Origin of the sequence: Novosphingobium sp. Gsoil 351 (assembly GCF_009707465.1) — a bacterium.
In the GTDB taxonomy this organism is placed as follows: domain Bacteria; phylum Pseudomonadota; class Alphaproteobacteria; order Sphingomonadales; family Sphingomonadaceae; genus Novosphingobium.
The window spans coordinates 3,279,501-3,304,712 of the sequence record NZ_CP046120.1; the positions used below are offsets into that span (position 1 = coordinate 3,279,501).

Consider the following 25,212-nt stretch of genomic DNA (forward strand, 5'->3'; position numbering starts at 1 on the left):
GGTGCAAGCGCAGCGACAGGGCTGCGTCTTCCGCCTTTAGGTGGCAGCGTTCGCCTTGCTCTTGCGCACAGGCCGCTCAAGGCGCGCTGTCGTGCCGCGGATAAGCTCGGCAGCGTAAAGCCGCACCTCGGCAGGCCGGTCCACGTCGGCGATCCGCTTCTGCAGGCGCTCGACCGCCATCGCGGCCAAGCGACGAAGCGGCTGGCGCATCGTTGTCAGATCGTAGGACGGCAAGCGGGCCGTTTGCGTACCGTCGATGCCGACGATCGAGAGGTCGCGCGGAATGCGGACCTGAAGCGCGCGCGCACGGTCGAGCGCGCCGATCGCCATTGCGTCGTTGATCGCGATTATCGCTGACGGCCTCGGTTTCATGCGCGCGAACAGCGCGTCGAGAGCAGCGGCGCCGCTTTCGTAGCTGTAGTCGCCGGGCACCACCTCGATCGTCAGTGCTCGGCCCTCGTTGAGCGTCTTCACCGCGCCTGCAGCGCGTTCGACCCCGACCAGGGAGTCGGATGGCGAGGCGATGATCCCGAAACGGCGATGGCCGGCGTCGAGCAGCAGCGAGGCGAGTGCCTGCCCGCTTGCCGCATGGTCGCAGCTGACCGAATCGACGGTTGGGCCGTCGGCATGGCAGTTGTAGAGCAGCAGCGGGACGCCGCGCGCCTGGGCCAGCCGCATGCTGTCCTCACTGGGCCGAGCGGCCGCGATGATCCCGGCAACATCGAGATTGGCGAACGTGAGCATCGCCTGGTCGGCATCGCGCTCGTGCTCAATCACCTCGAGGACGAACCGGAAGTCGGCGCGCTGCAACGCACGGGCAAGCTCGGGCAGCAGCTCGGGGTAGGCGAGCATGGTTGCGCGCGCGATGATCAGCGCGATCAGGTTTTGCGACGACGCAAGCATGACACCGAACGCACGAGCCTCACGAGGAGAAGAGCAACTTTCACCAGTTGGCGGAAGGGACCGGACCCGGTCAAGTTCCACGTGGTCGGCGCTTGTGGCGTTTAGGCGAACACCGCGGGCTGCAGCGCGCGCGCCTCGGCGAAGAGATCGCGCCCAAGCTGATCAAAGAGCTCGGGAAGGTCGATGAAGATCCAGTTTTCCGCCAGGCGGTCATCATTGCGACGCCACCAGTCCATGACGCGCATCGTGATTGCCTGGTTCGATGGCGCCAGGCCAAGGAAGTTGCCACCGGAGTGGGTCGCCTTGATCGAGGGCCATCCGGTCGAGCAGGTATAAGGCCCGTCTCCGAACCGCGCGACATGGTTGCCCCCCTTGAAGTCGGGCCAGGCCTCGTTGAACGGACCTTCGTGGTACCGATAGAAGTTTTCTACACCGCGCGTGGTGCCGATCCCGCCAGGGCCGTACCACATCATGTCCTCGACCCAGAAATCGTGAAAGCGCATGGTCTCGTGATTAACCCCATCGAATGCCCACATGCCTTCGAAGATCATCGCTTCGACGAGCTTTAGGCTGGCCTCGCCTTCGTTGGGGTCGCAATCGTATAGCTGGAGTCCGTCCTGAGCCATCGGCGGTGGACAAAGGCCTTCCACACCCAGCGCTCGCCGCAGCGGATTGATGCCGAGCTGGCGGAAGAAATCGACCCAGTCGAGGATGGCGTAGGCATCGACGATCCGGCCATCGATCAGCTTATAGAACTCGCCGTAGCGCAGGTAGACCCAGGCATTGTTCGGACGGAATCCGAACAGCTCGTGCTGGAGCGTGCCATAGTAGTAGCCAGTTGCCGAAACCCAATCGCCGTCCTGCCAATGACCGCTCATCACGATGTCGTCGCGGCGCTCGAGGTCGGGCATCGCGTGCTTGAGGGGCACAAGGTAGCGATGCGCGATTTCGGCAAGCCCATGCATCTGGTTGACCGGGTGCGCAGAGATATAAGCCGCGTCCTCAGCGAATAGCTCGCCGGCAACGATCGTGATCGCATCGGGCGTAGCCCGAGCAATTCGCCGTAAACCCTCGATGACCCGCCGCTTGGTTGCGCCCGCTGGATGCAGCTTCATCTCCGATCTCCCATGATTCGCCGAAAAGCGTATCCGATTTCGGGAGAAATGCAACGATACCTCCGATGCACGGAAAGCTGTACGTCGACAAAAGTAGCGAAAAAAAGACAGAAAACCTGCTATTCGGAAAAAGCCCTTGCGTTTCACCTCGGTCTATGATGTTTTTCCGTAAATGGGAAAACTAAGCGCGATCGAGAGGAGCGACATGGCCCTGGCCGAACAGGATAGCGAAGGCCGACCCGCCAAGCTGGTAAGCGCGCCGCGCATTGCCTCGGGCGATGAGGAGGCGCGCGAACCCCTCAGCGATGTCCTGCGGGTGCCGCTCTCGGCGATGCCGGGCGACTTCTCGATCTCGCTCAAAGACGCGGTGCGCGGAGGAACCGACCGGCTCCTGCTCAACCCCGGGACCGAGCGGCGCCAGCCGATGAAGGGGTTCGAAGACCAGTACGTCGACATCATCGACTACATCGTTCGGATCACCCACCGCATCTGGGAAGAGAAGGACATCGGCTACATCTACGATACCTACCGGCACAATTGCCGAGTAACGGACGATGCCGGGCTCCAGTACGGCCGCGACAAGATCGTCGCCGACACTGTCCATACGATCAACGCATTCCCCGACATTCGTCTCTATGCCGATGAGGTGATCTGGGCCGGCAACGAGGACACCGGGTTCTTCACCTCTCATCGCACGGTGATCACCGGGACCAACACCGGCTACAGCCGTTTTGGCCCCCCGACCGGCAAACGCATCAGCTTGTGGTGCATCGCCAACTGCCTCGCCGAAGCCAACGAGATCCACGAAGAGTGGGTTATCTACAACCAGTCGGCGATGCTCCAACAGATGGGGCTCGACCTGTTCGAGAAGGCGCGCGAATTCGGCAATGCGCGAGTTCGCGCCGACGGACCGCGTATTCAGCCATCCGAGGGCACCCGTCTTCAGGGACAAGGCAAGCCGCTGTCCTTGCCGTTGCCATCAAATGCCAGCGGCTTTGATATCGAGGGGGAGCTTCGCCGGGCGCATCACTATGCGTGGAACTGGCGCAATCTCGCAGCGCTCGACCGGATCTACGACCCGCGGCTCGTCTTCCATGGGCCAACCGACCGGGAGCTGCGCGGCCTGTCGGCGTACAAGAGCTATGTCCTGAGCCTGATCGCGATGTTTCCCGACATCGCCGCCCAGGTCGACGAGATCTACTGGATGGGCAACGAGTCAGACGGGTTCCTGGTCTCGTTGCGTTGGTCGGCGGTTGGAACCCATCGCGGATTCGGGGTCTACGGCCAGCCGACCGGCCGCCAGTGCCGGATCTGGGGCATCGATCAGTACCGGATCAAGGATGGCCGCGTGCGCGAGCAGTGGCAGATGTTCAATGAGTTCGACCTGCTTCAGCAGATCCTGGCCGACGAGCCGATCTGAGCGACCATCATCCAGGGAGGATATGTCCATGACTAGATCCGTTCACGCACTGCTTTTAACCGTGTCGCTCGCTGCCGTCGCACTCCCGACGTCCGCAAACGCCCAGGCGGCCCCGGCAGGTGAGCAGGCTTCATCCGACACCAACGACAGCGGTATCGGCGACATCGTCGTCACCGCCCAGAAGCGCGAAGAACGGCTGCAGACCGTCCCGATCGCGATCACCGCCATCGACAGCCGCGGGCTCGAACAGGCCGGCATCAAGGACATCACCCGCCTCGAGGTTGTCACCCCCGGGCTGAGCGTGGGCCAGAGCGGTTCGGACACGCGGCCTGCGCTGCGCGGGGTGAACACCGACAACAGCCGCCAGGCTCAGGCCGACGCGACCGTCGCGTTCTTTGTCGATGGCATCTACCAGTCCTCCAACCAACAGGCCCTGGCCGGGTTTCTCGATCTCGCCCGGGTCGAGGTACAGCGCGGCCCGCAAGGCACGCTCTATGGTCGCAACAGCTTCGGCGGCAATATTTCGCTGGTGAGCAATCTTCCTGGTCGCGACTTCGAAGTTATCGGCAAGGGTGAATACAGCCGGTTCAATCACTACAAGCTGACCGGGATCGTCAGCAGTCCGCTCGGAGACACCGCGGGTCTGCGCGTTGCTGCCCAGTACGAGAAATCCGACGGCTATGTCCGCAATCTCACCCCCGGCGGCACACGCGCGGGGGACATCGACGACTTCACGGGCCGTGCCACCCTCCGCTTGGAACCCAGCGATCGGCTTGAACTGATCGCGCGCGGCAATGTCTGGATCGGCAAGGGCGCGGGTGCCGGTGCCTACGAATACAAGGTTGAAGGCATCCAGGTGAACGCGGCGGGCGACCAGGACATCGCCGGCACGACCATCCTTTACGTCAATCCGCGCGCCCGGCAGAGCGATATCGCGACGTTGCCTGCTGCCGGCGTGCCGGTAAACCGCTATCCATGGACGATCGAGCAGGATACACCCTCAACCCGCGATATTCGCGACTACGCCGGCTCGCTCGAGCTGAACTACGATTTCGACTTCGCCCGTCTCAAGTTGCTAGGTAGCTACAACGACTTCGATGCCAACCGCACCAGCGACGGCGACTTCACCGCGTTCCTCGTCCGCACCAACATCCAGCATTCGACCAACCGCACCTGGACCGGTGAGGCGCAGCTGGCGTCGGCTTCGACGAGGCCGTTCCAATGGATTCTCGGGGGCTACTATCTCGACACCAAGGCCTCCGAGTTCTTTCAGCAGCGGCGGGTGACTCTTGGCATCATCACCGACGAGACGCTGTCGCGCTACTCGACCAAGTCCTACGCCTTCTTCGGGCAGGCGAGCTACAATCTGACCGAGCAACTGCGCCTGACCGGCGGGGCGCGCTATACTAACGACGAGAAGATCGCGAGCGGCGTTGACACTGCCAACCTGACCGCCGGACAGCCTACGGTTTATCCGCGGCGGTCACGTCATTTCGACAAGGTCACCTGGCGCGGTGCGCTGGATTACCAGGTCACTCCCGACAAGTTGATCTACGCCAGCGTCAGCAACGGCTTCCCGCTCGGGCGGGTTCAACCCGCTGGTGGTCGATCCGCTGCCGAACGACGGCGTCGACATTACATTCTTCCGTCCGGAAACGGTCACCGCTTACGAGGTCGGCGCCAAGACCCGGTGGCTTGACGACACGCTGCAAGTCAACGTGGCCGCGTTCGTCAACAACTACAGCGCGATCCAGATCAACGGCTTCGATCTGCAGACGTTTCTCACTTACACGCAGAACGTCGGCAAGCGCCGGGCCAAGGGGGTCGAAGCCGAAGTGCTGATCCGCCCGGTGCGCGGGTTCGAGGTCGGGATCGTAGCTTCCTATCTCGACGCATACTACCGCAAGGGCGCCGCAGCCTTCGACCCGATCAGCGGAGCCCTGATCAGCATTGCGGGCAATCAGTCCGGGTTCTCGCCAAAGTACCGGATCGGCACATCTGCGAGCTACGCCATACCGTTGGGTAACGGCGCGACGCTCACCCCGCGTGTCCAGACGAGTTTTGCCTCGCGCTACTACCTGACCGACTTCAACGCCTTCATCGAACGGCAGAAGGCCTATACCAAGACTGACTTCCGTCTGACGTATGCGGCGCCGGACGACCGCTGGACGTTGGAGGGCTACGTGACCAATATCGAGAACACGGCGGTCAAGGCGGGCGGCGAGTTCGGTGGTCGCGGCGCCTATTTCATGGCTTATGCCCCACCGCGCCAGTGGGGCGTGGCGGCTGGCTTCAAGTTCTAGGGCCATGGCGGGAGCGGACATGGCGCGGCCGGTTCCGCTCCCGCAGGCCAGGCGGGCCGACGCGCTTGGCCGACGCGAGCAGACGCTGATTTACGGCATCCTCGCGCTGGCGAGCCTTGCCTATAACTACAACTTCGTCGTCGTCGATTTCATCCGGCCGTTTCTCATCAAGCGCGCCGGGATGACGCTCGCCGAAACCGCCTGGCTCTATACCGCGCAAGGCTCGGGCGTAATCCTCGGGTCGTTCCTCGTTCCTGTCATCGTTGCCCGATTTCACGCCAAGCCGGTACTTGTCACCGGCGCGCTTGCGCTCGCCGCGCTTACCGCGACGAACCTCGCCGCAGAAAGCTTTGCGGCCTGGGCAGCGTCGCGCTTTCTCGTCGGCATCGGGCTGACCGCCACTTATATTGCCTCGATCACGATGCTCGCCAACCTCTTCCCACCCCGGGTGAGAGCGCGGCTGCTGGGCGTGAACATGGCGATGTTTTCCATCGCGCTGATGGGGATCGGCGCGCTCGGCTCGGCCGTCGGCGAAGGCGGCTGGCGCACCTTGCTGTGGGTGGGCGTCGCCGGCCCGTTGGTGGTGGCCGTGCTGGTCGCCGCTTTTCTTCCTAGCGATCGCGGTCTGGTCGTCTATGCCGATGAGGAGGTCGCCAGCGAGGTGTCGGAGCAGCGTGGCAGCTGGCGTGAAATGTTGTCGGGACGCCGGCTTTGGCTGACCCTGGCCTGTCTGGTGCTGGCCGGCCTCAACTTCTCAGCCTATCAGTTCTACTCGGGTTTCATCACTACGTACCTGACTCAGGTCCGGCACTTCAGCGCGGAGCTTACCGGGCTGTTCGTTACGATCGACGGCATCGGCACGCTGCTCGGCACGCTGTTGTGGGGCTGGATCGCCGATCGCTACGGCCGCCGCGTCAACGCGGCCGGGTTCGCGCTGGCGGCGGTCTTCGCCATCGTCTTTCTCGTCGCCCCGGTCTCGATCCCGGTGCTGATGCTGGTCGAGCTTGGCTATGCGATCTGCCTGTCGTGCACCAACGTCTGGGCGGCCTATTTCGCCGAACTGTTCCCGGTGCGGCTTCGCCCGATGGGCACCTCGCTCTTTCACGGGGGTCACGTTATCTCGATCGCCGCGCCTCTGATCGTCGCCGGCGTCGCTGCCCACTTTTCGCTCACAATCGGCATGGCTCTCGCGCCTCTCACCTTTCTGGCCGGCGCGATCCTGTGGGCTGCCTTGCCCGAGACGCTCAAGACGAGCGGGCTCTATCGTGGGTTCTCGGCCGAGCGAGCCGGGAGATGACACCCTACGCACGTTCCCAGGAATGCGCTAACTAGCGAAGCAACTCGCGGCCCGTCCGCCACGTCTGTTGTCTTTCGAGTGAGGTTGTTGTGATCGACGTTTCCGTTCCGGCCGTATCGAGCGCAGTCGACCTGCTCGAGACACTTGACACGCGCCTGCGGTGGTTGGCGTCGTGGACGATCCACAACGCCAATCACCTGCGCGACAGCCGCGACGGGTTGAAGGTGGGCGGGCACCAGGCGAGCTGTGCGTCGATCTCGACGATCATGGCGGCGCTTTATTTCCACGCGCTGGGACCGAACGACAAGGTCGCGGTCAAGCCGCACGCCGGACCGGTGCTGCACGCGATCCACTACCTGCTCGGCAACCAGAGCCTGGATCAACTCAAGCGCTTCCGCGGGCTGGGCGGCGCTCAGAGCTATCCCAGCCGCACCAAGGACCGGATCCCGGTCGACTTCTCGACCGGCTCGGTCGGACTCGGCGTGGCGATCACGTTGTTCGCCAGCCTGGTCCAGGACTATCTGGTCGCGCATGGCCAGTTGGCCGAGAGCCAGGCCGGGCGGACGATCGCGCTGATGGGCGATGCCGAACTCGACGAGGGCAACATCTACGAAGCGCTGATCGAGGGCTACAAGCACGATGTCCGCAACTGCTGGTGGATCGTCGACTACAACCGGCAGAGCCTCGACCACACCACCGCCGACCGCATGTTCCGGCGCTTCGACGATATCTTCGAGACCTGCGGCTGGCGGGTGCTGACGCTCAAGTACGGCAAGCGCCAGCTCGAAGCGTTCAGGAAGCCGGGCGGCAAGACCTTGCAGGACTGGATCGACACTTGCCCGAACGCCGATTTCGCGGCGCTGACCTATCAGGGCGGCGCGGCGTGGCGCGAACGGCTGTTGCGCGACATTCGCGACAAGCCGCAGGTGGCCAAGCTCATCGCGAGCTACGATGACGCCAACCTCGCCGCGCTAATGACCAATCTTGGCGGGCACTGCATCGAGACCTTGGTCGAAGCGTTCGACCAGGCGCAGGACGACCGGCCGACGATGTTCATCGCCTACACGGTCAAGGGCTTCGGCCTGCCGTTCGCGGGCCACAAGGACAACCACGCCGGGCTGATGAACCCGACCCAGATCGAGGGCTTGCGCGACGAGCTGGGGATCGCGCCAGGCGAGGAATGGGAACCGTTCGGCGGCCTTGGCGGGAACGCCGCGACCGTGCTCAAGGATTTCATCGCGGCCTCGCCGCTCGCCGCGAAGGAGGGCGAACCGCAGGCGGCGGCGGTGCCGGTGCCCGATCGCTTGCCCGTCCCCGAAGGCAACGAGCAATCGACCCAGGCGGCGTTCGGCAAGATCCTGTTCGAGCTGGCGAAGTCGGGTCATCCGTTGGCCGACCGGATCGTCACCACCTCGCCCGACGTGACCGTCTCGACCAACCTCGGCGCGTTCGTCAACCAGCGCGGGCTGTTCCGTCGCTCCGAGCTGAAGGACGTGTTTCACGCGGCTCGTATCCCCTCGGCGCAGAAGTGGTCGGGGCACCAGGCGGGGCAGCATATCGAGCTCGGCATCGCCGAGAACAACCTGTTCCTGATGCTCGCCGCGCTGGGCCTCGCCGCGCCGCTGTTCGGAACCCGGCTGCTGCCGGTCGGCACGGTCTACGATCCGTTCATCGCCCGCGGGCTCGATGCGCTCAACTACGGCTGTTATCAGGACGCGCGGTTCCTGCTGGTGGCGACGCCGGCAGGAGTGACGCTGGGCCCGGAGGGCGGCGCGCACCAGTCGATCAACTCGCCGCTGATCGGGATCGGCCAGCCAGGCCTCACCTATTTCGAACCGGCCTTCGCCGACGAGCTGGCGCTGCTGATGCGCTGGTCGTTCGCGCACTTGCAAGCCGAAGACGGCGGCTCGGTCTACTTGCGGCTGACGACACGATCGATCGAACAGGTCGAACGGGCGGACGAGGCGTGGGAGGCCGATGCGCTGAAGGGCGGCTACTGGCTCAGGCGCCCCGCGACCGACGCCGAGGCCGCGCTGGTCTACACGGGGGCCATTGTCCCCGAGGTGCTCGAAGCGTTCGAGCAACTGCAGGACGACGTTCCCGGTCTCGGAGTGCTGGCAGTGACCTCACCCGACCTGCTCCATCGCGGCTGGTCGGCGGCCCGGGCAGCCCGCGGCACCGGCAAGAGCGCCGCGCCGAGCCATGTCGAGACGCTGCTCGGCGCACTCTCCCCCACAGCGGGACTGGTCACGATCATCGACGGCTCGCCTTCGACGCTGTCGTGGCTCGGCGGGGTCCGGGGCATGCGCACCAGCCCGCTCGGCATCGACCGCTTCGGCCAGACCGGCGACCTGCCCGATCTATACCGAACCTATCGCCTCGATGCCGAAGCGATCGTCGATGCCGCCGCCGAACTCTTCCTGGGTTTGCCGGCATGACCATGGGCGCGACAAGCCTCAGTGAACCGGCTGCCGTTCACGCGAGCCTCGTCGGAACTGGCTGGCTCTCATCGGTCGACGTCAGGGCGGCCGCTGCCCGCTTCGCGGGGCGCATTCCACAGACCCCGTTTCTCCCTTCGCAGACCCTTTCGGAGCTTACCCAGGCCGAAGTCTGGCTGAAGTTCGAGAACCTGCAGTTCACAGGCAGCTTCAAGCAGCGCGGCGCGCTCAACACACTGCTACTGCTGTCCGAGGAGGACCGGGCGCGCGGCGTGATTGCGATATCTGCTGGCAATCATGCCCAGGGCGTAGCCTACCACGCGGCGCAACTCGGCGTTCCCGCGACGATCGTCATGCCTCGCGGAACACCCGCGGTTAAGGCCAATCGCACGCGCGCACTTGGCGCCGAAGTGCTCCTCCACGGCGAGGACTTCGCCGAGGCCTCCGCCGCGCTCCCCGGGCTCCTGGAGACACGAGGCCTCACTCTCATTCATCCCTTCGACGATGATCGGGTGATCGCTGGTCAAGGCACCGTCGCCCTCGAAATGCTCGATGATCGGCCCGACCTCGATGTCATAGTGGTACCGGTGGGCGGAGGCGGCCTCATTTCGGGCGTCGCCCTCGCCGCGCACGAACGGGCAGACCGGCCGCGGATCGTTGGCGTGCAAAGCGATATGTTTCCGTCGATGGCGCTGGCCACGGGCCGCTGGCCGGATGCGGTTCGGGGTGGCTCGTCCATTGCCGAGGGTATAGCGGTCGCTGCGGCCGGTTTCCGCACGCGGCAGTATGTCGAAGCACTCGTCGACGACGTGTTGGTGGTCGGCGAAGGCGCGATAGAGACGGCCATCGCGCTGCTCCTCCAGATCGAGAAGACGCTGTGCGAAGGCGCAGGTGCGGCCGGTCTGGCCGCCGTCCTTTCCAATCCGCGCGCGTTTGCCGGCAAGCGCGTGGGTCTTATCCTTTCGGGCGGCAATATCGACAACCGTTTGCTCACCGCGATCCTGCGACGGCAGCAGGTCCGCGAAGGAACCATCGTGCGTTTGGTGGTTCAATTGCCCGACCGCGCAGGATCGCTCGGGCGGCTCTGCGCGGAGATTGGTCGACAAGGCGGCAACATCGGTACCGTCAGTCACGACCGGACATTCCTCGCCGCCGATGCGAAATCGGCGCGAGTCGAAGTCGAGGTCGAATTGGCCGATTCCGAACTGCTCGACCCGCTCCTGCGGTCCCTCGACGCAGAGGGCTTCGTGGTGGAGGCCGCGACTGCGTCGTGAGCGTCACGACCAGTGGTGCGCGGCTGTTCTGCATGGGTCCAGCCGCCCCTTCACGCGTGCAAGGGCCAGGGCCGCGAGGACCGCCCCAGGCTTCTGATCCTTCGGCGGCGTGGAGAGCGGAATGTACAACCGCGGATCCGGCCACTCACTACGTTTGGACCTTCAGACTCCGCGCACGACAAAGACGGTCGTACCCTCGGTTCCACGGCAACGCCATCTGGCGCCAACCGGAATCGTGATCGTGTCCCCCGGACCCAGCGTCGTCACGTCCTCGGCAACCTCAACCGTCGCTTTGCCATGATGAACAAACATGACGGTCGGCGTCTCGCTGAGGTCGCCGGCGTGATGAGCGGAGTCGAGAGCGATCTGGGACAAGGTGAAATGGGAGTTCGGGGCTAACGGCGCGTCCGGCCCGATCAACAGTGTTTCTCCAGGCCCGTGCGTTGAGGGATCCCGGGCAACGAAGGTGCTGGCCTCGTCGGGCGAAATCCTGCGCATCGCGGCAACGGTCTCCGGCGTCGTGCGCGGCATCGGCCGGACACCGTCCGGCACCGCCTCTCCACGGACCGTATCGACCAGCGAGCCATTCTCGAGAAGGACGAGGCCGTGCGCTTTGGCCAAGTCGAAGACCTGTGGAGCCCAGGTCACCCGTCCGGGATCGTCCGCACCGAGGACTGCCCAAAGGAAGCCGGCTTGATCGATATTTTTCCCGATATTGGTAAAACCACGAAATGCGAGCGGCGGGAAGCTTACGACATCCCCTGGTCCGGCTTCGAATGAGGCGTCGCTACCGGTCACGCCGAAATCGAACCTCCACTGGCCGCTGTGAATGACGAACACTTCAGCAGTCTCGTGACTGTGCTGTGAGTTGACGCAGGCCGGCGGCTGACGCGCGCCGCCAATGTTGAAGCCATGCTTTTCGGCGATGTGGACGAATTGCTCCGGGTTCTCGGAAACGCCCGGGCCGATGATCGTGAAGTTCTCCTTGCGATCCGAACCGGGCGTGCGGCTGTCGACAAATGCATTGTAGCAGGGCTTGAGATCAGCATAGCGAACCACCCTGCTGGCGAGCGCCGTCCCGGTAATCTCGGTCATCGACGACATATCCGTTGCCTTTTCTCCAAAACACGGAGAAATAATGATCGACTGGAATCGGCGCTTGGTCAAGCGCGATCTCGCGAGGAGAGTACTATGGCCGACTATCTGACGCGTAGAGCGACGGCGGAAGCGACAGGGGCCAGTTTCAATTAGAGACCGGCGATTCAGCGGTCGCCGGTCCTGCCGCCGGAGTGTCCCGCCGTACGGCGAGCGCAGTGAGCGGAGACCGATAGACCGCGTCGCTGCGCCAATGCCGCCACAGCCGGTTCCATTCAGCCCAGACCGTCATGCGGCGAGAGAGCTAATCGCGGTTGGATAGATCGAGACGATAAAGATCGGCGCATCAACCTTGATCCCCATGAGCAGCTTGGAAAATCTGGACTGTTGCTTGGGCCGCTGTCGGTGGCGCTGTTGACCGACGACATCTTTGCCGATCCCACCAGGATCGGATGGTCGTTTGCTGCCGTGGCGGCGACGGTGCAGCCCATTTCCATCGCCGCTCTGCTACTTGCCGTGAGGCGAAGTGCTTAGATTCCAGTGAGAGAACCCGCGGGGACAGTGAAAATCGAGCCTTCGATGTGCTCTCTTGCAAAATCATTCACGGCCAAGATCGTGGGTCGTGCGTGTTGCGCCCGCGCGTAGCCTTCGTTGTCGTTTCGGCGGATGCGGCAAGCACTTGGTCATCGACCGGGAAGCTCGGCGCGCGAAGAGGGCCGATTGCAGATCTAAGCCATGCGCTCAGAAGGCCAATCGAGTGATCAGGAAAACGCCCTTGTCCCAGCCGTTCCCGGCTGGGAAAAGGGTTCGGTCGGAGCCTGTCAACCGGCCCATGGAAGCCCGGATTCCAAACGTCGCAGCGGCGCGCGAACCGAACGCCACTGGCGCAAGGGTGAGTTGGCTGGAGACCTGGCGTTCGGCTCGCGCCGAGCCATCGGCGAGAGCTGCAAGACGCGCCATCGGCGATTTGGCCTGGGTAGTGGTGCTCTGCATGGCAATATCGAGACGCCATTGTCCCGCGTGGCTCCACCCGATCCCAGCGCCAAGGGTTCGGCTCGATTCGAAGTTGCGATTGCTCGCAACAATCGCATTGGGCCGCTTTTCCAGAGTCGCGTTGGCCAGTGCGCTCAGCCGATCGCGCGCGAGGTCGATACCGAGTTCCGCGTTCGCGGCGATGCCTCGATGCTGGGTCAGCCTGTCCGCAGAGAGCCAGTGGAAAGTCTGCGGGTAAAACCGCTCGGTGTCGAAAGACCAGCGCAGATCCCCCGACTGGCCTACATAACTGTGCCGACTCGTACTCGTGCGTTCACTGGCGATCGGAGCCAAACGAGGCACGATCGCGATCCTCGTGTCGACCTGGCGCGCGCGCGACACGGGAGCTTCTTCTGCTTGCGATTTGAGTGGCTCGGCAGTGGCGGTGAATACGCCGCTATCGGCGGCGTGGTTCGCCTGGGCGGTGGCGGACATCGGCGCGGGTTGCAGGATCAGGGCCGGAATCGAGAGCATGGCGAGCGGCACAGCTGGTTCTCCCGTTGGGCGGCGATCGGCCGCGGCGACTGGAACAGAGACGCCGGGCCGCGGCCCCGTCCGCAGTACAAGACTTTTTCGCGTTGGAACTGCGGATCGATGAGCCCGGCGGCGTCCTAACCCGAACTGCTGCCTCGTTTCGGGATCGCCCTTCTGTCTCTCTCACCTGACAGTCCAGTTTCAGAGCTGCTCGCCCCTTTCAGCGGTGCAAACGTCACTACCGCCTCGACCGATAGCGTCGGCCGGTGGCCGATCGACTGGCAGGCGCGACTCGGACGCTGGCGCAAGCCACTCGGCTGCGCCGTTGCGATCGGAATGATCGTGTGGCTGTCGTGGCGGCTCGAAGCTCTCGGCTGGGCGACGGTGTGGAAAGCCCTTCCGGTGTCAGGCGCGTTCTATGCTGCGGTTCTGGCGGCGTACCTGGTGCTTCCGATTGCCGACGCGCTGATCTACCGGCGGCTGTGGGGTGTCGGGCTGCGCCGCTCGCTAGGCCTATTCTTCCGCAAGCGCGTCTACAACAGCGCACTGGTGGGTTATTCGGGCGAGGTGTCGCTGGCGGTCTGGGCTCGCGGGAGGGTACACCGTTCCGACCCCGAGATCTTTCACGCGATCAAAGACGTCAACCTGCTCTCGGCGGTCGTTTCCGGTTGTGGCGGTGCGCTGCTGGTGGTCTGGCTAGCGACCCGGGTCGCGCTTGAGCGGCTACCTTCGAACGCGATCATCTGGTGGGGCGCGGCTACCGTCGCGCTTGCCGTGGCGCTTCCGGCGGTCTTGCTGGCGCGCCGTGGAACGCTTGCGATGGACCGGGGAGACATCCTGGCGGTGCTGGAAATCCACGGGCTGCGTTTCGCGCTGGGATTGGGGTTTCTGCTCGTCCAATGGTGGCTTGCGCTTCCTGCTGCTTCAGTCAGCGCGCTGCTGGTTTTGCTGGCGATCTATGTTCTCGTGGGCCGGATTCCGTTCATTCCCAATCGCGACATGCTGTTCGTGGGGATCGCGCTTGCAGTGTCGGACCACCTCGCGCTCGCCTCCGCGCCGCTTGCCGGGGTGCTCCTGGCGTCGAGCGCGCTCCAGCAGCTACTCCACCTTGCGGTATTTGCCCTGTCCGCGGTCGCCGGCGGCGTCGAGCAATGATTCGCGTAGTCGTCTGGGCGACGCACCTCCAGACCGACATCCTCGCGCTCGCCGCGCACCTCGACGGCTGCCCCGACGTCGCTTTGCTGATCGTCGCAGGCGACGCCGCCGCATACCAACGCGAACCGATCGCGACCGCGCTCGGACTCGGCGCCCCGGTGCTTGGCCGGGATGACCCGGCGACAATGGCGCGGGTGCGGGCGTTTGCCGCGGATGTCGCCGTCGCTGACAACCACGTGCCTCCCAAGGGTGTGGCGCCGCGGCTGTTCTACATGTGGCATGGCTTGGGATGGAAGGCGCGGAGCAAGCTCGATCTCGCGGTCTTCTATCGCCAGGTCGAGCGATTGACTGGTGCCGACCCGCGCCGCCCCAATCCGAATTTCCTAGCGCAATGTTATGGACCAACCGACCGGGCTTGGCGGGTCCGCGACTGGAAGCTGCCTGCCGAGGCCTGCCCCGAGGTTGGCATGGCTTTCGCCTCGTTGCTGCGTGCGCCGCCGTATGACAAGCGGGCGGCGGCCGGGCGCTATGCGATCGACGTAATGAATCGCAAGACGGTGCTTCTGTCGATCACCTGGCACAGCGGTGGGGTCTTCGACGGCGATACGGCCGATACCGATCTCGTCCGGCGACTGATCGCCGCTACCGCTGCGCGCGAGGCCAACCTGTTGGTTTGCCTGCACGATCGGCATCGCTACTCCGCCTCGTTTCTGGCGGGCCTCGAAACCGCGGTTGCCGATGCGCCGCACGCCGAGTTGCGCTTCAAGAGCGATCATCCGGACAACCTCTCCGATTTGCTGGTCGCCGACGTGATGGTTTCGAACCTCTCGTCGTTTCTTGCCTACCACTATGTCTCGGGGCGACCGGCGATACATTTGGTCCGGCCTCGAGATGGTCCGGTCGAACGCGTTGCCATGGTGCTGTCGAGGTTTCGAGTGCGCCGGAAGATCGCGGCCGACTCTGCCTGGATGATCGATCCGGCGGACACCGGCGGGGTACAGGTGTCCGACATTGAGGGCGCTCTCCAGGCGGTTGGAGCCGCGCTCGATGATTCGCAGTCGGGCGGTCAGGCAGCGGTCGACTGGCTCGCGCGCCATGTCCCGAGGCTCGATGGCAACGCTCCCGAGCGGATCAGACAATGCCTACTCGCGATGAGCACGGCACCCGTCTCGCTGCCGCCTATCGATACCACGCGGTGCGAACAGCATTTTGCCGGCCTGTCAGACTGCGGACCCGCGAAAGCGGCAACGTCTTAGTATCATGCCCGGCCCGCAACCTGCCAAGCGCCTGCTGCTGTCGATCCACGATGTGTCGCCATGCACCGAGCACGCAGTGGTGCGGCTGCGCGACCTGCTTCAAGTGCGGCATGGCGCGCGGAGCGTCGCCTTGCTGGTCGTTCCCAACCTTTGGGGCGAAGCGCCAATCCGGGCCGGAACGCAGTTCGCCGCGCGGTTGCGCGCCGCAGCCGATGCCGGCGACGAGATTTTCCTGCACGGATGGTACCACCGTGCCGACGTGCCCCCGCGAGGGCGACTTGACCGCTTGCGTGCAAGTTGGATGACCGCGGGCGAAGGAGAATTTCTCGGACTGACGCGCAGCCAAGCGGCGCAACGGATCGGTGACGGGCGAAAGTTGCTCGAAGACGTCACCGGTCGCCTATTGGCCGGCTTCATCGCACCCGCCTGGCTCTATGGCATGGGCGCCAAGGAGGCATTGGCCGAACTCGAACTTCCTTTGGTCGAGAGCCATATGCGGGTCTGGCGACCGGCGGACGGCGAGGTGTTGGCGCGCGGTCCCGTTATCACCTGGGCAAGCCGCAGTCCTGGCAGGATCGCATCGTCGCTGGCGTTCGCCAGGATCGCGCCGCGCTTGCTCGCCGCGACGAACACGGTGCGCATCGGGGTTCATCCCGGCGATGTCGGGGTACCTGAACTGCGCCGGAGCATTGCCGAGACGGTGGCCCACTTTGCGAGCCGCCGCCCGATCGGATGCTACGGCGATCTGCTTGCGAAACCGGCGATCGCATACGAATCCGAGGGTGCCGTGGCATGAACGCGCTGGCGTTGCCGACCACATCGGCTGTCGTTTTCTATCCTGCCAACGCCGGGCGCAAGTGGACGAACTGGCTCGGGCCGCTGATCTCGCTTGCGCTGCTCGCGGGCGTGCTGCGCGAATACAGCCGCTTCGAACTGCGCGCCGACAGCCACGTGCTGGAGGCCGGTGCCGGATTCGGAGTCCTGTTCGTGCTCCACTATCTGGTGACGCCGGTGTGCGAGTGGCTGATCTACCGGCGCCTATGGCGACTTCCCAGCGCCGGAATCGCCGCGTTGCTCCGTAAGGAGATCACCAACGATCTGCTCCTCGGCTATCTAGGCGAGATCTATTTCTACGCATGGGCCCGCCAGCGCGCGAAGCTCAGTGCTTCTCCGTTTGGCGCGATCAAGGATGTGGCGATTCTTTCCGCGGTCGTGGGCAACGTTTTGACGCTGGCGCTTCTGCCGCTCGCCGTCGCGTTGGTCGGAAATCTCCCGCCGGGGATCGACCCGCTGGCGCTGAAGCTTTCGGTGGCAGCGTTTCTCCTTTCCTCGTTCGCCCCGTTGGTATTCCGCCGCCGCTTGTTGAGCCTGCCGTCGGGCGAGCTATGGTTCATCGCCCGGATTCAGGTGGTGCGCGTCGCCGTTGGCATCGCGCTCTACGCCGCCTTGTGGCACTTGCTGCTGCCAGGAGTCGTGATCGGCTGGTGGATCGCGCTCGCCGGACTGCGGCAACTCGTGGCGCGCCTCCCTTTCGCGCCAAGCCGCGATGTACTGTTCGCGGCAATCGCCGGGTTCTTCGTCGGGCGCCACAGCGAGATCGCCGCTCTGCTAGCGCTATTCGGAGCGATGACGATGCTGCTCCACCTCGTGCTCGGCGCGGTGCTGAGCACGACCGGAATGCTCGAGAGTCCAGAATGAGAATCGGTGTTGGGATGGCGTGCGCCTTCTTGCTGGCGCTTCCGGCTGCGGCCTTCGCGGGTCCACACCAGGAACTCGGAAAGGCCGAGGGGCGCTGTCGCACGAGCGAGACGGGTCCCGCGCTGATGGTGTCCGTGCTCGGGCTCAAGGATCGTACTGGAAACCTCAAGCTCGAGGTCTATCCGGCCAACGACAACGATTTTCTTCAGGATGACCGCATCCTCGTCGCGCAAGGCAAGACCTTTCGTCGCGTCGAATTGCCCGTGGCTTCAGCGGGAACGCCCGTCCTGTGCGTGCGCCTTCCCGCACCGGGACGCTACGCGGTTAGTCTGCTCCATGACCGTGACGCCAACCACAAGTTCAACCTGTCGGGCGACGGGATCGGTTTCGCCGGCAATCCGAGGCTGGCTTGGTCCAAACCCAAGGCGGCAGCTAGTTCGGTCGTAGCAGGGACCGGGCTTACCCAAGTCCCGATCGTCATCAACTATCGCCGGGGACTGTTGTCCTTTGCCCCGCTGGAGCGCCGCAATGCACGTCGTTGATGTCTGCGCGTTCTACACGCCGCACGGCGGTGGGGTTAAGACCTACGTCGATCGCAAGGTCAAGGCGGCCGCGCGGCATGGGGTAAAGGTCACCGTGCTTGCGCCAGGCAAGCCAGGGCACGACGAGGCGTTCGGTTTGGCGGGTATCCGCTCTGTGCCCGGCCGCCGCTTTCCGCTGGACGGGCGCTATTGCTATTTCCATGACGAGAAAGCGCTGCACGCCGCACTCGACGATCTGTCGCCCGACTTCGTTGAAGCCTCCTCGCCGTGGTCGAGCGCGGCAATGGTCGCGCGCTGGCCGGGCGCGGCACCACGCGCGCTGGTGATGCACGCCGATCCGCTTTCCACATATGCGTATCGCTGGTTCGATGGGGTGTTCAGGCGCGAAACGATCGACCGCCGCCTGTCGCGCTTCTGGGGCCATCTGCGGTGTCTTGATGATTCGTTCGACCTTGTGGTCTGCGCTGGGCGGGAACTAACCCGGCGGTTGCAGCTCGGCGGGCTGCGCCAGGCACGGACGATCCCAATGGGAGTCGAACCGGGCGTATTCTCGCCCGATCTGCGTGACGAGGATTTGCGGCAAGACTTGTTGCGCCAGTGCAGTCTGCCGCCGTCGGCCACGCTGTTGCTCGGGGTCGGTCGCCTCGCCGCCGAGAAGCGTTGGCCGATGGTGGTGGATGCGGTGATGGCGGCCGGAATCGACCATCCGCTCGGATTGGTGTTGATCGGAGACGGGCGCGACCGCGCCGCGGTGCTCGCGCGGATCGGCAACAATCCGCATGTCCGCCTGCTCGGCCCTGTCGTCGACCGTGTGGCGCTGGCTCGGATCATGGCCAGCAGCGATGCGCTGGTCCACGGCTGCGAATCCGAGACCTTCTGTATGGTTGCCAGCGAAGCACGGGCGAGCGGGCTGCCACTGATCGTTCCCGACCGTGGCGGTGGTGCGGAACAGGCGGAAGGCGGCGCCGGTTTCATTTACGCCTCGGGCCGTCCCGACAGCCTTGCCCAAACCATCCGCGCCTGCATGGCCAACGATGCCGGAACACTACGTTTGAAGACGACGACGCTGGCTCCCTCGGTCCGTTCGATGGACGATCATTTCGCGGAACTCTTTCGAACCTACAGCGGGCTTATTGCGCGCAACGCCGGACCTCGCATCGTTCGGCGAAAGGCGTAGCAGTGGACCTGCGGATCGGGAGCCGCGGCGGCGTCTGACGACGACAGATAGAGGGTCGTCGATGGCGCGTCTGAGCAACGGTTTGGTTTGGGCGTTTGCGCTCGGCGTGGCGCTGATCGCGGGCGGAGCCATGCCTGCTACGCCGATTGTCGGATCGCTCCCCGCCTTGCCGTCGGCCTCGGGCGACCTCAGTGTCCTGACTTACAATGTCCACGGGCTTCCCTGGTTCGTGGCCGGCGACCGCTCGGCGGCACTGGCGGCGATCGGCAAACGGCTGCGCGATCTCCACGAAGTCGGTACGGCGCCGCGGGTCGCGGTCGTCCAGGAGGCTTTCACTCCAGATGCCAAGGCCATCGCCGCGACATCGGGCTATCGTTACGCGGCATTCGGGTCCGGCGAGCATGAACGGGAGGCGGCGGCACTTCCCCGCGGCACCGCGGCGCGGTCTCTCGAGGCGGGCGAATCTTGGATGAAAGGCGAAGGTGTCGGGAAATGGGAGGACAGCGGACTGATGATCCTGTCCGACTACCCGATCGTCCGGGTTCGCCGCATGGCTTACTCCGCCGACGCCTGTGCCGGCTTCGATTGCCTGGCGGCCAAGGGCGCGATGATCGCCGAATTGGAAATACCCGGAGGCAACGTCGAGGTGGCAACCACCCACATGAACAGTCGCCACGCTTCTGGGGTGTCCGACGACCGAGCAAATCGCGCTTGGCTCGTTCAGGCCGACGAGCTGCGCGACTTCATCGCGACGCGGCGTAATTCTGCGCTGCCGCTGGTGCTGAGTGGCGATCTGAACGTCGGTCGCGACATTGTTCGTCAGCTTGGCTTGGCTGACCTGGCTGCGGCGCTGGATGGCCACGCCAGTGACGGCCTGCGCGCGCTGCGCGCGGACGGGGCCGTGCTCGATCACGACGCGACTCGCGCGCTCGATCACGCCAAGGATTGGGAGTTGGCCATCGGCGGCAACGGCACGCGACTCGCTCCCAGCGGTGCGTGGGTCCCGTTCGGCTCGGACGGGGGCACGCCTCTATCGGACCATTTCGGCTACGCAATCAGGTATCGGCATGGCTGAGCCGATGCGAAGCGGTTTACAGCCGCAGCCATGCCGGTCCATGCCGCAACGGTGGCCGCTGCCGTGCTCGATCGAGCGCCGCCGCCACACGACGGAGGCGTGGGCGAAACGGGCAATGCGGCTGGCGGAGGGAGATCGGGCTGCGGCAGGCGGACTGGCGGCGGTTTATGCCGCGAGCCGGGCCGAGCTGCTGCGCTTCCTCGCCGCGCGGTGCGGCGACGCGACTGAAGCCGAAGACGTGCTCCAAGAATTGTGGCTCAAGCTCGAGGTTGGCGCACCCGGCCCGGTCGCCAACGCCCGCGCCTATCTGTTTCGCATGGCGAACAACCTCGTGCTCGACCGCCGCCGCAGCCAGCACCGCGCGATGGCGCGCGACCGCGCCTGGGCCGGCGAGGGTGCGGCGATCGACGAGCGGCCCGACCCGGCCCCGCTTGCCGACGAAACGCTCGTTAAGCGCGAAGAGGCCGAAGTGCTGGCCCGGGCCATCGCCGCGCTCCCGCCAGGCGCCCAGCGTGCCTTGCGGCTCTATCGGTTCGACGGCCTGGATCAGGGCGAAGTCGCGCGCACGATGGGGATCAGCCGCAGCGGGGTTGAAAAGCACCTCGCGCTTGCCATGCGGCAGTTGCGCGCCGCGCTTGCTGACTGCGGATTGTTCGGCACGCAGGCGTCTGATGAGGGAGGAGGGCCCGATGGCCCATGACGCGATGATCCCCGCCGACGACGCGATCCACTTGGTGGCCGCCGACTGGCACGCCGCAAGCGAAGGCGATGCCTTCGACTGGGACGCCTTCACCAGCTGGCTGGAGGCGGATCCGCGACATGCCAGTGCTTACAATGAAATCGCGTTGACCGACGCGCTGTTGCGGGATCACGCCCCTGACCTTGCCGCTCGGTTGGGGCCCGAGGCCCCCGATACCGTGGTTGCGTTCGCGCCGCGCCGTCGCTGGCCGCTGTGGGCGGGTGCGGCAGTTGCTGCTGCGACGGTGGCGATAGTGGCTGTCCCGCGCTTTGCTCAGCCTGAGGCCCAAATCTATACGACCGAGGCGGGCGCGCGCACGCTTGCACTGAACGACGGCTCGACCATCGTCCTGGCACCTAGGAGCCGGTTGGAGATCGCTGGGCGAACCCAGGCGGACATGAAGCTCTCCGGAGGCGCGTGGTTCGACATCCGCCACGATCCCGCACGCAATCTGGCGATTGTGGTCGGCGACGAGACAATTCGCGACATCGGCACTGCATTCGACGTGCGGAACACGGCCGATGGTTTGCGCGTAGCGGTGACCGAGGGCGCGCTGAGCGTCGCTTCCGAAACGCTCGACAAGCCGATCCGGCTCCGTGCCGGACGCGCGCTGGCGCTCGATCGCCGGACACACACCGCGCAAGTCAGTGCGCTCGCGCCAGGCTCGGCGGGCGATTGGCGCAAGGGCCGACTGACTTACGAACAGGCCCCCCTGCGGCTGGTTGTGGACGATCTGGCGCGCTATGCCGGGATCACGATAGGGATCGACAAGGCAGTCGCCGACAGGCGCTTTTCAGGGACGTTGATGATCGGCGATGGCAAGCAGGCAGCGCGCGATCTTTCCCAACTCATGGGCCTTGCGCTCGTCGCTCGCCCTGACGGCTATCGTCTGCGCCAGCCCGAACGTTGAGGCCAGGGAGGCCGCAAGGCTCGACATTGCCGCAAGCGATCTGCCGCAGGCCATCGCTGAACTGGCGAGACAGGCGGGCGTCTCGATCGGATCGAATACCTCGCTTCCGGCAATTCGCACCCAGCGAATTCGCGGGACGATCGGCGTAGCCGAAGCGCTGCGTCGCCTGCTCGGCCCCGCGGGCCTAGTCGCTCGCCAGGTCGGGTCGACCGCTTGGCGGATCGAACGAAGCGCGCAAGCCGTCCGACCCAGCCCGACGCCCCCTCCGACGCCAAGCGCGCTTGCGCCCGAAGTGCAGGCGCCGCCGATCGTGGTGACCGCGGCAAAACAGGAACAGTCGCTCGCGAGCGCGCCGTTCGCGGTGGCGGTCGTTGTCCCAGACGAACGATCCGGAGGCCTGGCGCAGGCGGTGCTGGGCAGCACATGGCTTGCCTCGAACGTCGAGGGTTTGGCGCTGACCGGGTTGGGTCCTGGGCGAAACCGCATGTTCGTTCGGGGGGTGGCGGACAGTCCGTTCAATGGGGCCAGCCAATCGACAGTTGCGATCCTGCTCGACGAGGCGCGGTTGACTTACGCTGCGCCCGATCCCGACGTGCGGCTGGTTGATGTCGAGCGGGTCGAATTGCTCAAAGGCCCGCAGGGATCGCTTTATGGCACCGGAGCGCTCGGCGGGATCTACCAGATCCGCACCCGTCGTCCCGACCTCGATTCGGCTTCCTTTGCCGCCGAGACCGGTGCCGAGAACGTCTGGCACGGCGGGCTGGGCGGCTCCGCGAGCGCGGTCGTCAACCTTCCCCTGCGCCGCGACAGGATGGCGCTCCGGGTATTGGGCTACGGAGCGGTCGAGCCTGGCTGGATCGACACCGGCGACCGCCGCGACGCCAACGAGACGCGTTTGTGGGGCGCACGAGCGACGCTGCGCACCGCGCTGGGCGATGCCTGGCTGGCCGACGCGACGGGCTTCGTCCAATTCCTCAATTCGCGCGATACCCAGTATGTCTACGCGCCGACCGAGCGGGCGCGCCCGGCGCAACTGCCCGAACCCCACGATAACGACCTGCGCCATGCCGCGCTCCGCGTTGAACGCCGCGGTGGCCAGATCGGCATCCATCTGACCAGCGCGATGACCTGGCATGACGTAGCCGACAAGCTCGACGCAACCGTCGGCGCGCAAGGCTTCGGACTGCCCGACCCGGGAAGGTTGAACGATGCTCGGTCGTACCGCGTGTGGGACAACGAAGCGCGGCTTGACGGCCAATGGGGAGGCATGCGTTGGCTTGCGGGGGCCGCCTATCTCGATGCGACCCAAAGCCGCGATCTGCTGCTGAACGCGCGCGCAAGCACGGCGACGATTTCGCTTGGCACCGAGAAGCGCAATTCGTCAGACGCGGCGCTGTTCGGACAAATGTCGATGCCCTTGGGGCAGGGTCTCGAAGCAACCGTGGGCGGGCGCCTGTTTCGCAGCAGCACTGAACTCACGCGGGCCGGGCGGGCAAGCGCGGGACTAGACGATCGCCGCCGGACGAACGTAACTCCTAGCGCATCGCTGTCATGGCAACCGCGCGATGGACGCCTCTTCTTCGTGCGCTACGGTTCGGCGTTCCGGCAAGGCGGGCTGGGTGCGGGCAGCGCCCAGCCCATGGTGCTCGAAGGCGACGAACTGCGCACGATCGAGGCCGGCTGGCGCGAGATGTTGGGATCGCGCGGACAATTCGATCTTGGTGGGTATTTTTCCGACTGGGATCACCTGCAATCCGATGCTCTCGGCACGGATGGCCTGGTCGGAACGGTCGACGCGGGGCGCGCGCGCATCGTCGGCGCCGAGGCGTCGGTGGATTTTCGCCCGGTCGTTGGCTGGCGACTTCAAGCCGGAGCGATCTTCCAGAGCGCGCTGCTGATCCGCAACGATCTCGGGATCGAACTCGATGACCGCCGCCTGCCGGTCGTCCCGCGCTATACCGTGCGTGGTTCGCTGAGCCACGATTGGATGCTTGGCCCTATCCCTTTCAGCGCGCAGGCGGACGCGCGCTACCTCGGACCAGCCCGACTGAGCTTCGATCCCGTTCTCGATCGTCGCGCTGGCAACTTGCTGGAAACACGGTTATTCCTCGGTGCACGGCTTGGCCGCTTGGCGTTGGGCGTCGTCACATCCAATCCGCTCGGACTCGAGGCGAATACGTTCGCGTTGGGCAATCCATTGAGAGTGATTGCCTCTCGCCAATACATTCCGCAGAAACCTCGCTCGATTGCGCTTAGCGTGAGGCTGCTGGAGTTTCCCTGACAATCGAGGAAACTCGCAACCCTGGTCACGGTGGCCGGCTTGGACCCTCATCTCGTGCGCTTGGCCAGGGTTTCGACGATCCAGCTAGCTGGCTGTCAAAGGACAAGGAGCGCCGTTCTCAACGGACAGGTCTTGGGGACACCGTAACATTGCGGATGCAGCGCCGGTTCGGCGCCGTTCAAGCTCCCGCACACATGCTCACGGGAGACGAACGATGAAGAACATCATGGTGCTCATGCATTCGGATGACGGGCAGGAATCTAGGCTGCAATGCGCGTTGGACGTCGCGCGGGCGGTCGAGGGTCATCTCAACTGCCTCGATGTGGCTGCAACCCCGATCGTCTACGACGACTACGTGACGAACTACACCCAGGCGATCCTGCTGGAGGATGCCGTGGCCGCCGAGCGGGAAAACCGCCTCAAGCTTGAGCCGCGACTCAAGGTCGAGGGCGTTCCCTACACGTGGCTCGAAACGTCGGGTCCGATCGCCGATTGCATCGTCGATCGCGCCGGACTCAACGACCTTGTGGTTGTCGGTACGCACGCGCCAAAGGGCGAACCCAAGTATGGCGATGTGGCGGCGAATATCGTCCGCAGAGTGCGTCGCCCGATCCTGGCAGTGCCCCGGACAGCGGAACGCATCGACCTGTTTGGCACCGCACTGATTGCCTGGGACGGGTCGAATGCTGCCGACGCCGCGCTGCGAGCAGCGATGCCTTTGTTGCGGCTTGCGGGTAAAGCGGTGATCGTAACCGTCGGCCAGGTCGAGCGAGATCCCGCGGATGCGGCGAGCTATTGCTCTCGCCACGGGGTTCGCGCCGAGGTTCGCTCCGCACCCGGCGGAGAGCCGGTGAGCGATGTCCTGCTCGACCAGGCGAGGAAATTCGGCGCGGGCTTGATCGTCATGGGGGCGTTCGGCCACTCGCCGCTGCGCGAAGCGATCTTCGGCGGCGTCACGCGACGGATGCTGGAACGCTCGGGCGTGCCCTTGCTGATAGCGTCCTAATCCTTCAAACCCCAGCGCGACC

22 protein-coding genes are annotated in these 25,212 nt (G+C 65.0%); 18 read left to right on the forward strand and 4 right to left on the reverse strand.

Going from position 1 to position 25,212, the window contains the following annotated elements:
• Positions 1-36 precede the first annotated feature (36 nt).
• Positions 37-903 (reverse strand): substrate-binding domain-containing protein, encoded by an 867-nt coding sequence (locus tag GKE62_RS15860; RefSeq protein ID WP_154693074.1) that lies wholly within the window; start codon positions 901-903, stop codon positions 37-39.
• Between the two features lie 101 nt (positions 904-1,004).
• A complete protein-coding gene (locus tag GKE62_RS15865; protein WP_154693075.1) occupies positions 1,005-2,018 on the reverse strand; it encodes an ester cyclase in 1,014 nt (337 codons plus the stop codon).
• Positions 2,019-2,190: 172 nt separating this feature from the next.
• On the opposite strand from GKE62_RS15865, the gene GKE62_RS15870 reads away from it, so the two are divergent.
• The 6 genes from GKE62_RS15870 (at position 2,191) to GKE62_RS15895 (ending at position 10,750) form a co-directional block, all read left to right on the forward strand.
• A complete protein-coding gene (locus GKE62_RS15870) occupies positions 2,191-3,438 on the forward strand; it encodes an ester cyclase (protein ID WP_154693076.1) in 1,248 nt (415 codons plus the stop codon).
• Positions 3,439-3,466: 28 nt separating this feature from the next.
• Positions 3,467-5,137 (forward strand): TonB-dependent receptor, encoded by a 1,671-nt coding sequence (locus GKE62_RS15875; protein ID WP_195908467.1) that lies wholly within the window; start codon positions 3,467-3,469, stop codon positions 5,135-5,137.
• Positions 5,040-5,741 (forward strand): TonB-dependent receptor domain-containing protein, encoded by a 702-nt coding sequence (locus tag GKE62_RS19490; protein WP_195908468.1) that lies wholly within the window; start codon positions 5,040-5,042, stop codon positions 5,739-5,741. The genes GKE62_RS15875 and GKE62_RS19490 overlap by 98 nt, the downstream gene beginning before the upstream one ends.
• Positions 5,742-5,760: 19 nt before the next feature.
• Complete coding sequence (locus GKE62_RS15885) at positions 5,761-7,038, forward strand: nitrate/nitrite transporter (RefSeq protein ID WP_195908469.1); 1,278 nt, start codon at positions 5,761-5,763, stop codon at positions 7,036-7,038.
• An 89-nt stretch (positions 7,039-7,127) separates the two neighbouring features.
• A complete protein-coding gene (locus tag GKE62_RS15890) occupies positions 7,128-9,476 on the forward strand; it encodes a transketolase (RefSeq protein WP_154693080.1) in 2,349 nt (782 codons plus the stop codon).
• 2 nt (positions 9,477-9,478) lie between these two features.
• Positions 9,479-10,750: a threonine ammonia-lyase gene (locus tag GKE62_RS15895; protein ID WP_154693774.1), complete on the forward strand. Its 1,272-nt coding sequence runs from the start codon at positions 9,479-9,481 to the stop codon at positions 10,748-10,750.
• Positions 10,751-10,912: 162 nt separating this feature from the next.
• Here GKE62_RS15895 and GKE62_RS15900 read toward each other — a convergent pair whose 3' ends face one another.
• Positions 10,913-11,845: a cupin domain-containing protein gene (locus GKE62_RS15900; RefSeq protein WP_154693081.1), complete on the reverse strand. Its 933-nt coding sequence runs from the start codon at positions 11,843-11,845 to the stop codon at positions 10,913-10,915.
• A 387-nt stretch (positions 11,846-12,232) separates the two neighbouring features.
• On the opposite strand from GKE62_RS15900, the gene GKE62_RS18590 reads away from it, so the two are divergent.
• Positions 12,233-12,379 carry a hypothetical protein gene (locus tag GKE62_RS18590; RefSeq protein WP_195908470.1) on the forward strand — a complete coding sequence of 49 codons (147 nt, stop codon included), beginning with the start codon at positions 12,233-12,235 and terminating at the stop codon, positions 12,377-12,379.
• A 207-nt stretch (positions 12,380-12,586) separates the two neighbouring features.
• Here the strand turns inward: GKE62_RS18590 and GKE62_RS15905 are convergent, their stop codons facing one another.
• Complete coding sequence (locus tag GKE62_RS15905) at positions 12,587-13,351, reverse strand: hypothetical protein (RefSeq protein ID WP_230206757.1); 765 nt, start codon at positions 13,349-13,351, stop codon at positions 12,587-12,589.
• 336 nt (positions 13,352-13,687) lie between these two features.
• On the opposite strand from GKE62_RS15905, the gene GKE62_RS15910 reads away from it, so the two are divergent.
• The 11 genes from GKE62_RS15910 to GKE62_RS15960 all read left to right on the forward strand — a co-directional run bounded on the left by GKE62_RS15910 (position 13,688) and on the right by GKE62_RS15960 (position 25,190).
• Positions 13,688-14,506 carry a hypothetical protein gene (locus GKE62_RS15910; RefSeq protein WP_154693083.1) on the forward strand — a complete coding sequence of 273 codons (819 nt, stop codon included), beginning with the start codon at positions 13,688-13,690 and terminating at the stop codon, positions 14,504-14,506.
• Positions 14,503-15,762, forward strand: coding sequence for a hypothetical protein (locus GKE62_RS15915; RefSeq protein ID WP_154693084.1), 1,260 nt, complete (start codon positions 14,503-14,505; stop codon positions 15,760-15,762). Before GKE62_RS15910 ends, GKE62_RS15915 begins: the two co-directional genes overlap by 4 nt.
• A 4-nt stretch (positions 15,763-15,766) precedes the next feature.
• Positions 15,767-16,558: a polysaccharide deacetylase family protein gene (locus tag GKE62_RS15920; protein ID WP_154693085.1), complete on the forward strand. Its 792-nt coding sequence runs from the start codon at positions 15,767-15,769 to the stop codon at positions 16,556-16,558.
• Positions 16,555-17,460, forward strand: a complete 906-nt coding sequence (locus GKE62_RS15925) for a hypothetical protein (protein ID WP_154693086.1) — start codon at positions 16,555-16,557, stop codon at positions 17,458-17,460. The genes GKE62_RS15920 and GKE62_RS15925 overlap by 4 nt, the downstream gene beginning before the upstream one ends.
• 14 nt (positions 17,461-17,474) lie before the next feature.
• Positions 17,475-18,002 (forward strand): DUF2141 domain-containing protein, encoded by a 528-nt coding sequence (locus GKE62_RS15930; RefSeq protein WP_154693775.1) that lies wholly within the window; start codon positions 17,475-17,477, stop codon positions 18,000-18,002.
• Entirely contained in the window at positions 17,989-19,179 is a 1,191-nt protein-coding gene (locus GKE62_RS15935; protein ID WP_154693087.1) for a glycosyltransferase, read from the forward strand. The genes GKE62_RS15930 and GKE62_RS15935 overlap by 14 nt, the downstream gene beginning before the upstream one ends.
• A 61-nt stretch (positions 19,180-19,240) precedes the next feature.
• The gene (locus GKE62_RS15940; protein WP_154693088.1) at positions 19,241-20,254 is read left to right on the forward strand and encodes an endonuclease/exonuclease/phosphatase family protein; all 1,014 of its coding nucleotides are present in this window, start codon (positions 19,241-19,243) and stop codon (positions 20,252-20,254) included.
• Between the two features lie 40 nt (positions 20,255-20,294).
• Entirely contained in the window at positions 20,295-20,954 is a 660-nt protein-coding gene (locus GKE62_RS15945) for an RNA polymerase sigma factor (protein WP_230206758.1), read from the forward strand.
• The gene (locus GKE62_RS15950; protein WP_230206759.1) at positions 20,944-21,903 is read left to right on the forward strand and encodes a FecR domain-containing protein; all 960 of its coding nucleotides are present in this window, start codon (positions 20,944-20,946) and stop codon (positions 21,901-21,903) included. Before GKE62_RS15945 ends, GKE62_RS15950 begins: the two co-directional genes overlap by 11 nt.
• A complete protein-coding gene (locus tag GKE62_RS19495) occupies positions 21,809-24,184 on the forward strand; it encodes a TonB-dependent receptor (protein ID WP_154693089.1) in 2,376 nt (791 codons plus the stop codon). Before GKE62_RS15950 ends, GKE62_RS19495 begins: the two co-directional genes overlap by 95 nt.
• A gap of 214 nt (positions 24,185-24,398) precedes the next feature.
• Positions 24,399-25,190, forward strand: coding sequence for a universal stress protein (locus tag GKE62_RS15960; RefSeq protein ID WP_154693090.1), 792 nt, complete (start codon positions 24,399-24,401; stop codon positions 25,188-25,190).
• Positions 25,191-25,212: the final 22 nt, after the last annotated feature.

Coding starts and splice junctions, on each gene's coding strand:
- GKE62_RS15915 (WP_154693084.1), top strand. CDS start 14,503: ATGATTCGCGTAGTCGTCTGGGCGACGCACCTCCAGACCGACATCCTC.
- GKE62_RS15885 (WP_195908469.1), top strand. CDS start 5,761: ATGGCGCGGCCGGTTCCGCTCCCGCAGGCCAGGCGGGCCGACGCGCTT.
- GKE62_RS15910 (WP_154693083.1), top strand. CDS start 13,688: ATGATCGTGTGGCTGTCGTGGCGGCTCGAAGCTCTCGGCTGGGCGACG.
- GKE62_RS15860 (WP_154693074.1), bottom strand. CDS start 903: ATGCTTGCGTCGTCGCAAAACCTGATCGCGCTGATCATCGCGCGCGCA.
- GKE62_RS15930 (WP_154693775.1), top strand. CDS start 17,475: ATGGCGTGCGCCTTCTTGCTGGCGCTTCCGGCTGCGGCCTTCGCGGGT.
- GKE62_RS15945 (WP_230206758.1), top strand. CDS start 20,295: ATGCCGCAACGGTGGCCGCTGCCGTGCTCGATCGAGCGCCGCCGCCAC.
- GKE62_RS15925 (WP_154693086.1), top strand. CDS start 16,555: ATGAACGCGCTGGCGTTGCCGACCACATCGGCTGTCGTTTTCTATCCT.
- GKE62_RS15900 (WP_154693081.1), bottom strand. CDS start 11,845: ATGACCGAGATTACCGGGACGGCGCTCGCCAGCAGGGTGGTTCGCTAT.
- GKE62_RS15920 (WP_154693085.1), top strand. CDS start 15,767: ATGCCCGGCCCGCAACCTGCCAAGCGCCTGCTGCTGTCGATCCACGAT.
- GKE62_RS19495 (WP_154693089.1), top strand. CDS start 21,809: ATGGCAAGCAGGCAGCGCGCGATCTTTCCCAACTCATGGGCCTTGCGC.
- GKE62_RS15960 (WP_154693090.1), top strand. CDS start 24,399: ATGAAGAACATCATGGTGCTCATGCATTCGGATGACGGGCAGGAATCT.
- GKE62_RS15940 (WP_154693088.1), top strand. CDS start 19,241: ATGGCGCGTCTGAGCAACGGTTTGGTTTGGGCGTTTGCGCTCGGCGTG.
- GKE62_RS15935 (WP_154693087.1), top strand. CDS start 17,989: ATGCACGTCGTTGATGTCTGCGCGTTCTACACGCCGCACGGCGGTGGG.
- GKE62_RS15875 (WP_195908467.1), top strand. CDS start 3,467: ATGACTAGATCCGTTCACGCACTGCTTTTAACCGTGTCGCTCGCTGCC.
- GKE62_RS15905 (WP_230206757.1), bottom strand. CDS start 13,351: ATGCTCTCGATTCCGGCCCTGATCCTGCAACCCGCGCCGATGTCCGCC.
- GKE62_RS15865 (WP_154693075.1), bottom strand. CDS start 2,018: ATGAAGCTGCATCCAGCGGGCGCAACCAAGCGGCGGGTCATCGAGGGT.
- GKE62_RS15870 (WP_154693076.1), top strand. CDS start 2,191: ATGGGAAAACTAAGCGCGATCGAGAGGAGCGACATGGCCCTGGCCGAA.
- GKE62_RS15895 (WP_154693774.1), top strand. CDS start 9,479: ATGGGCGCGACAAGCCTCAGTGAACCGGCTGCCGTTCACGCGAGCCTC.
- GKE62_RS15950 (WP_230206759.1), top strand. CDS start 20,944: ATGGCCCATGACGCGATGATCCCCGCCGACGACGCGATCCACTTGGTG.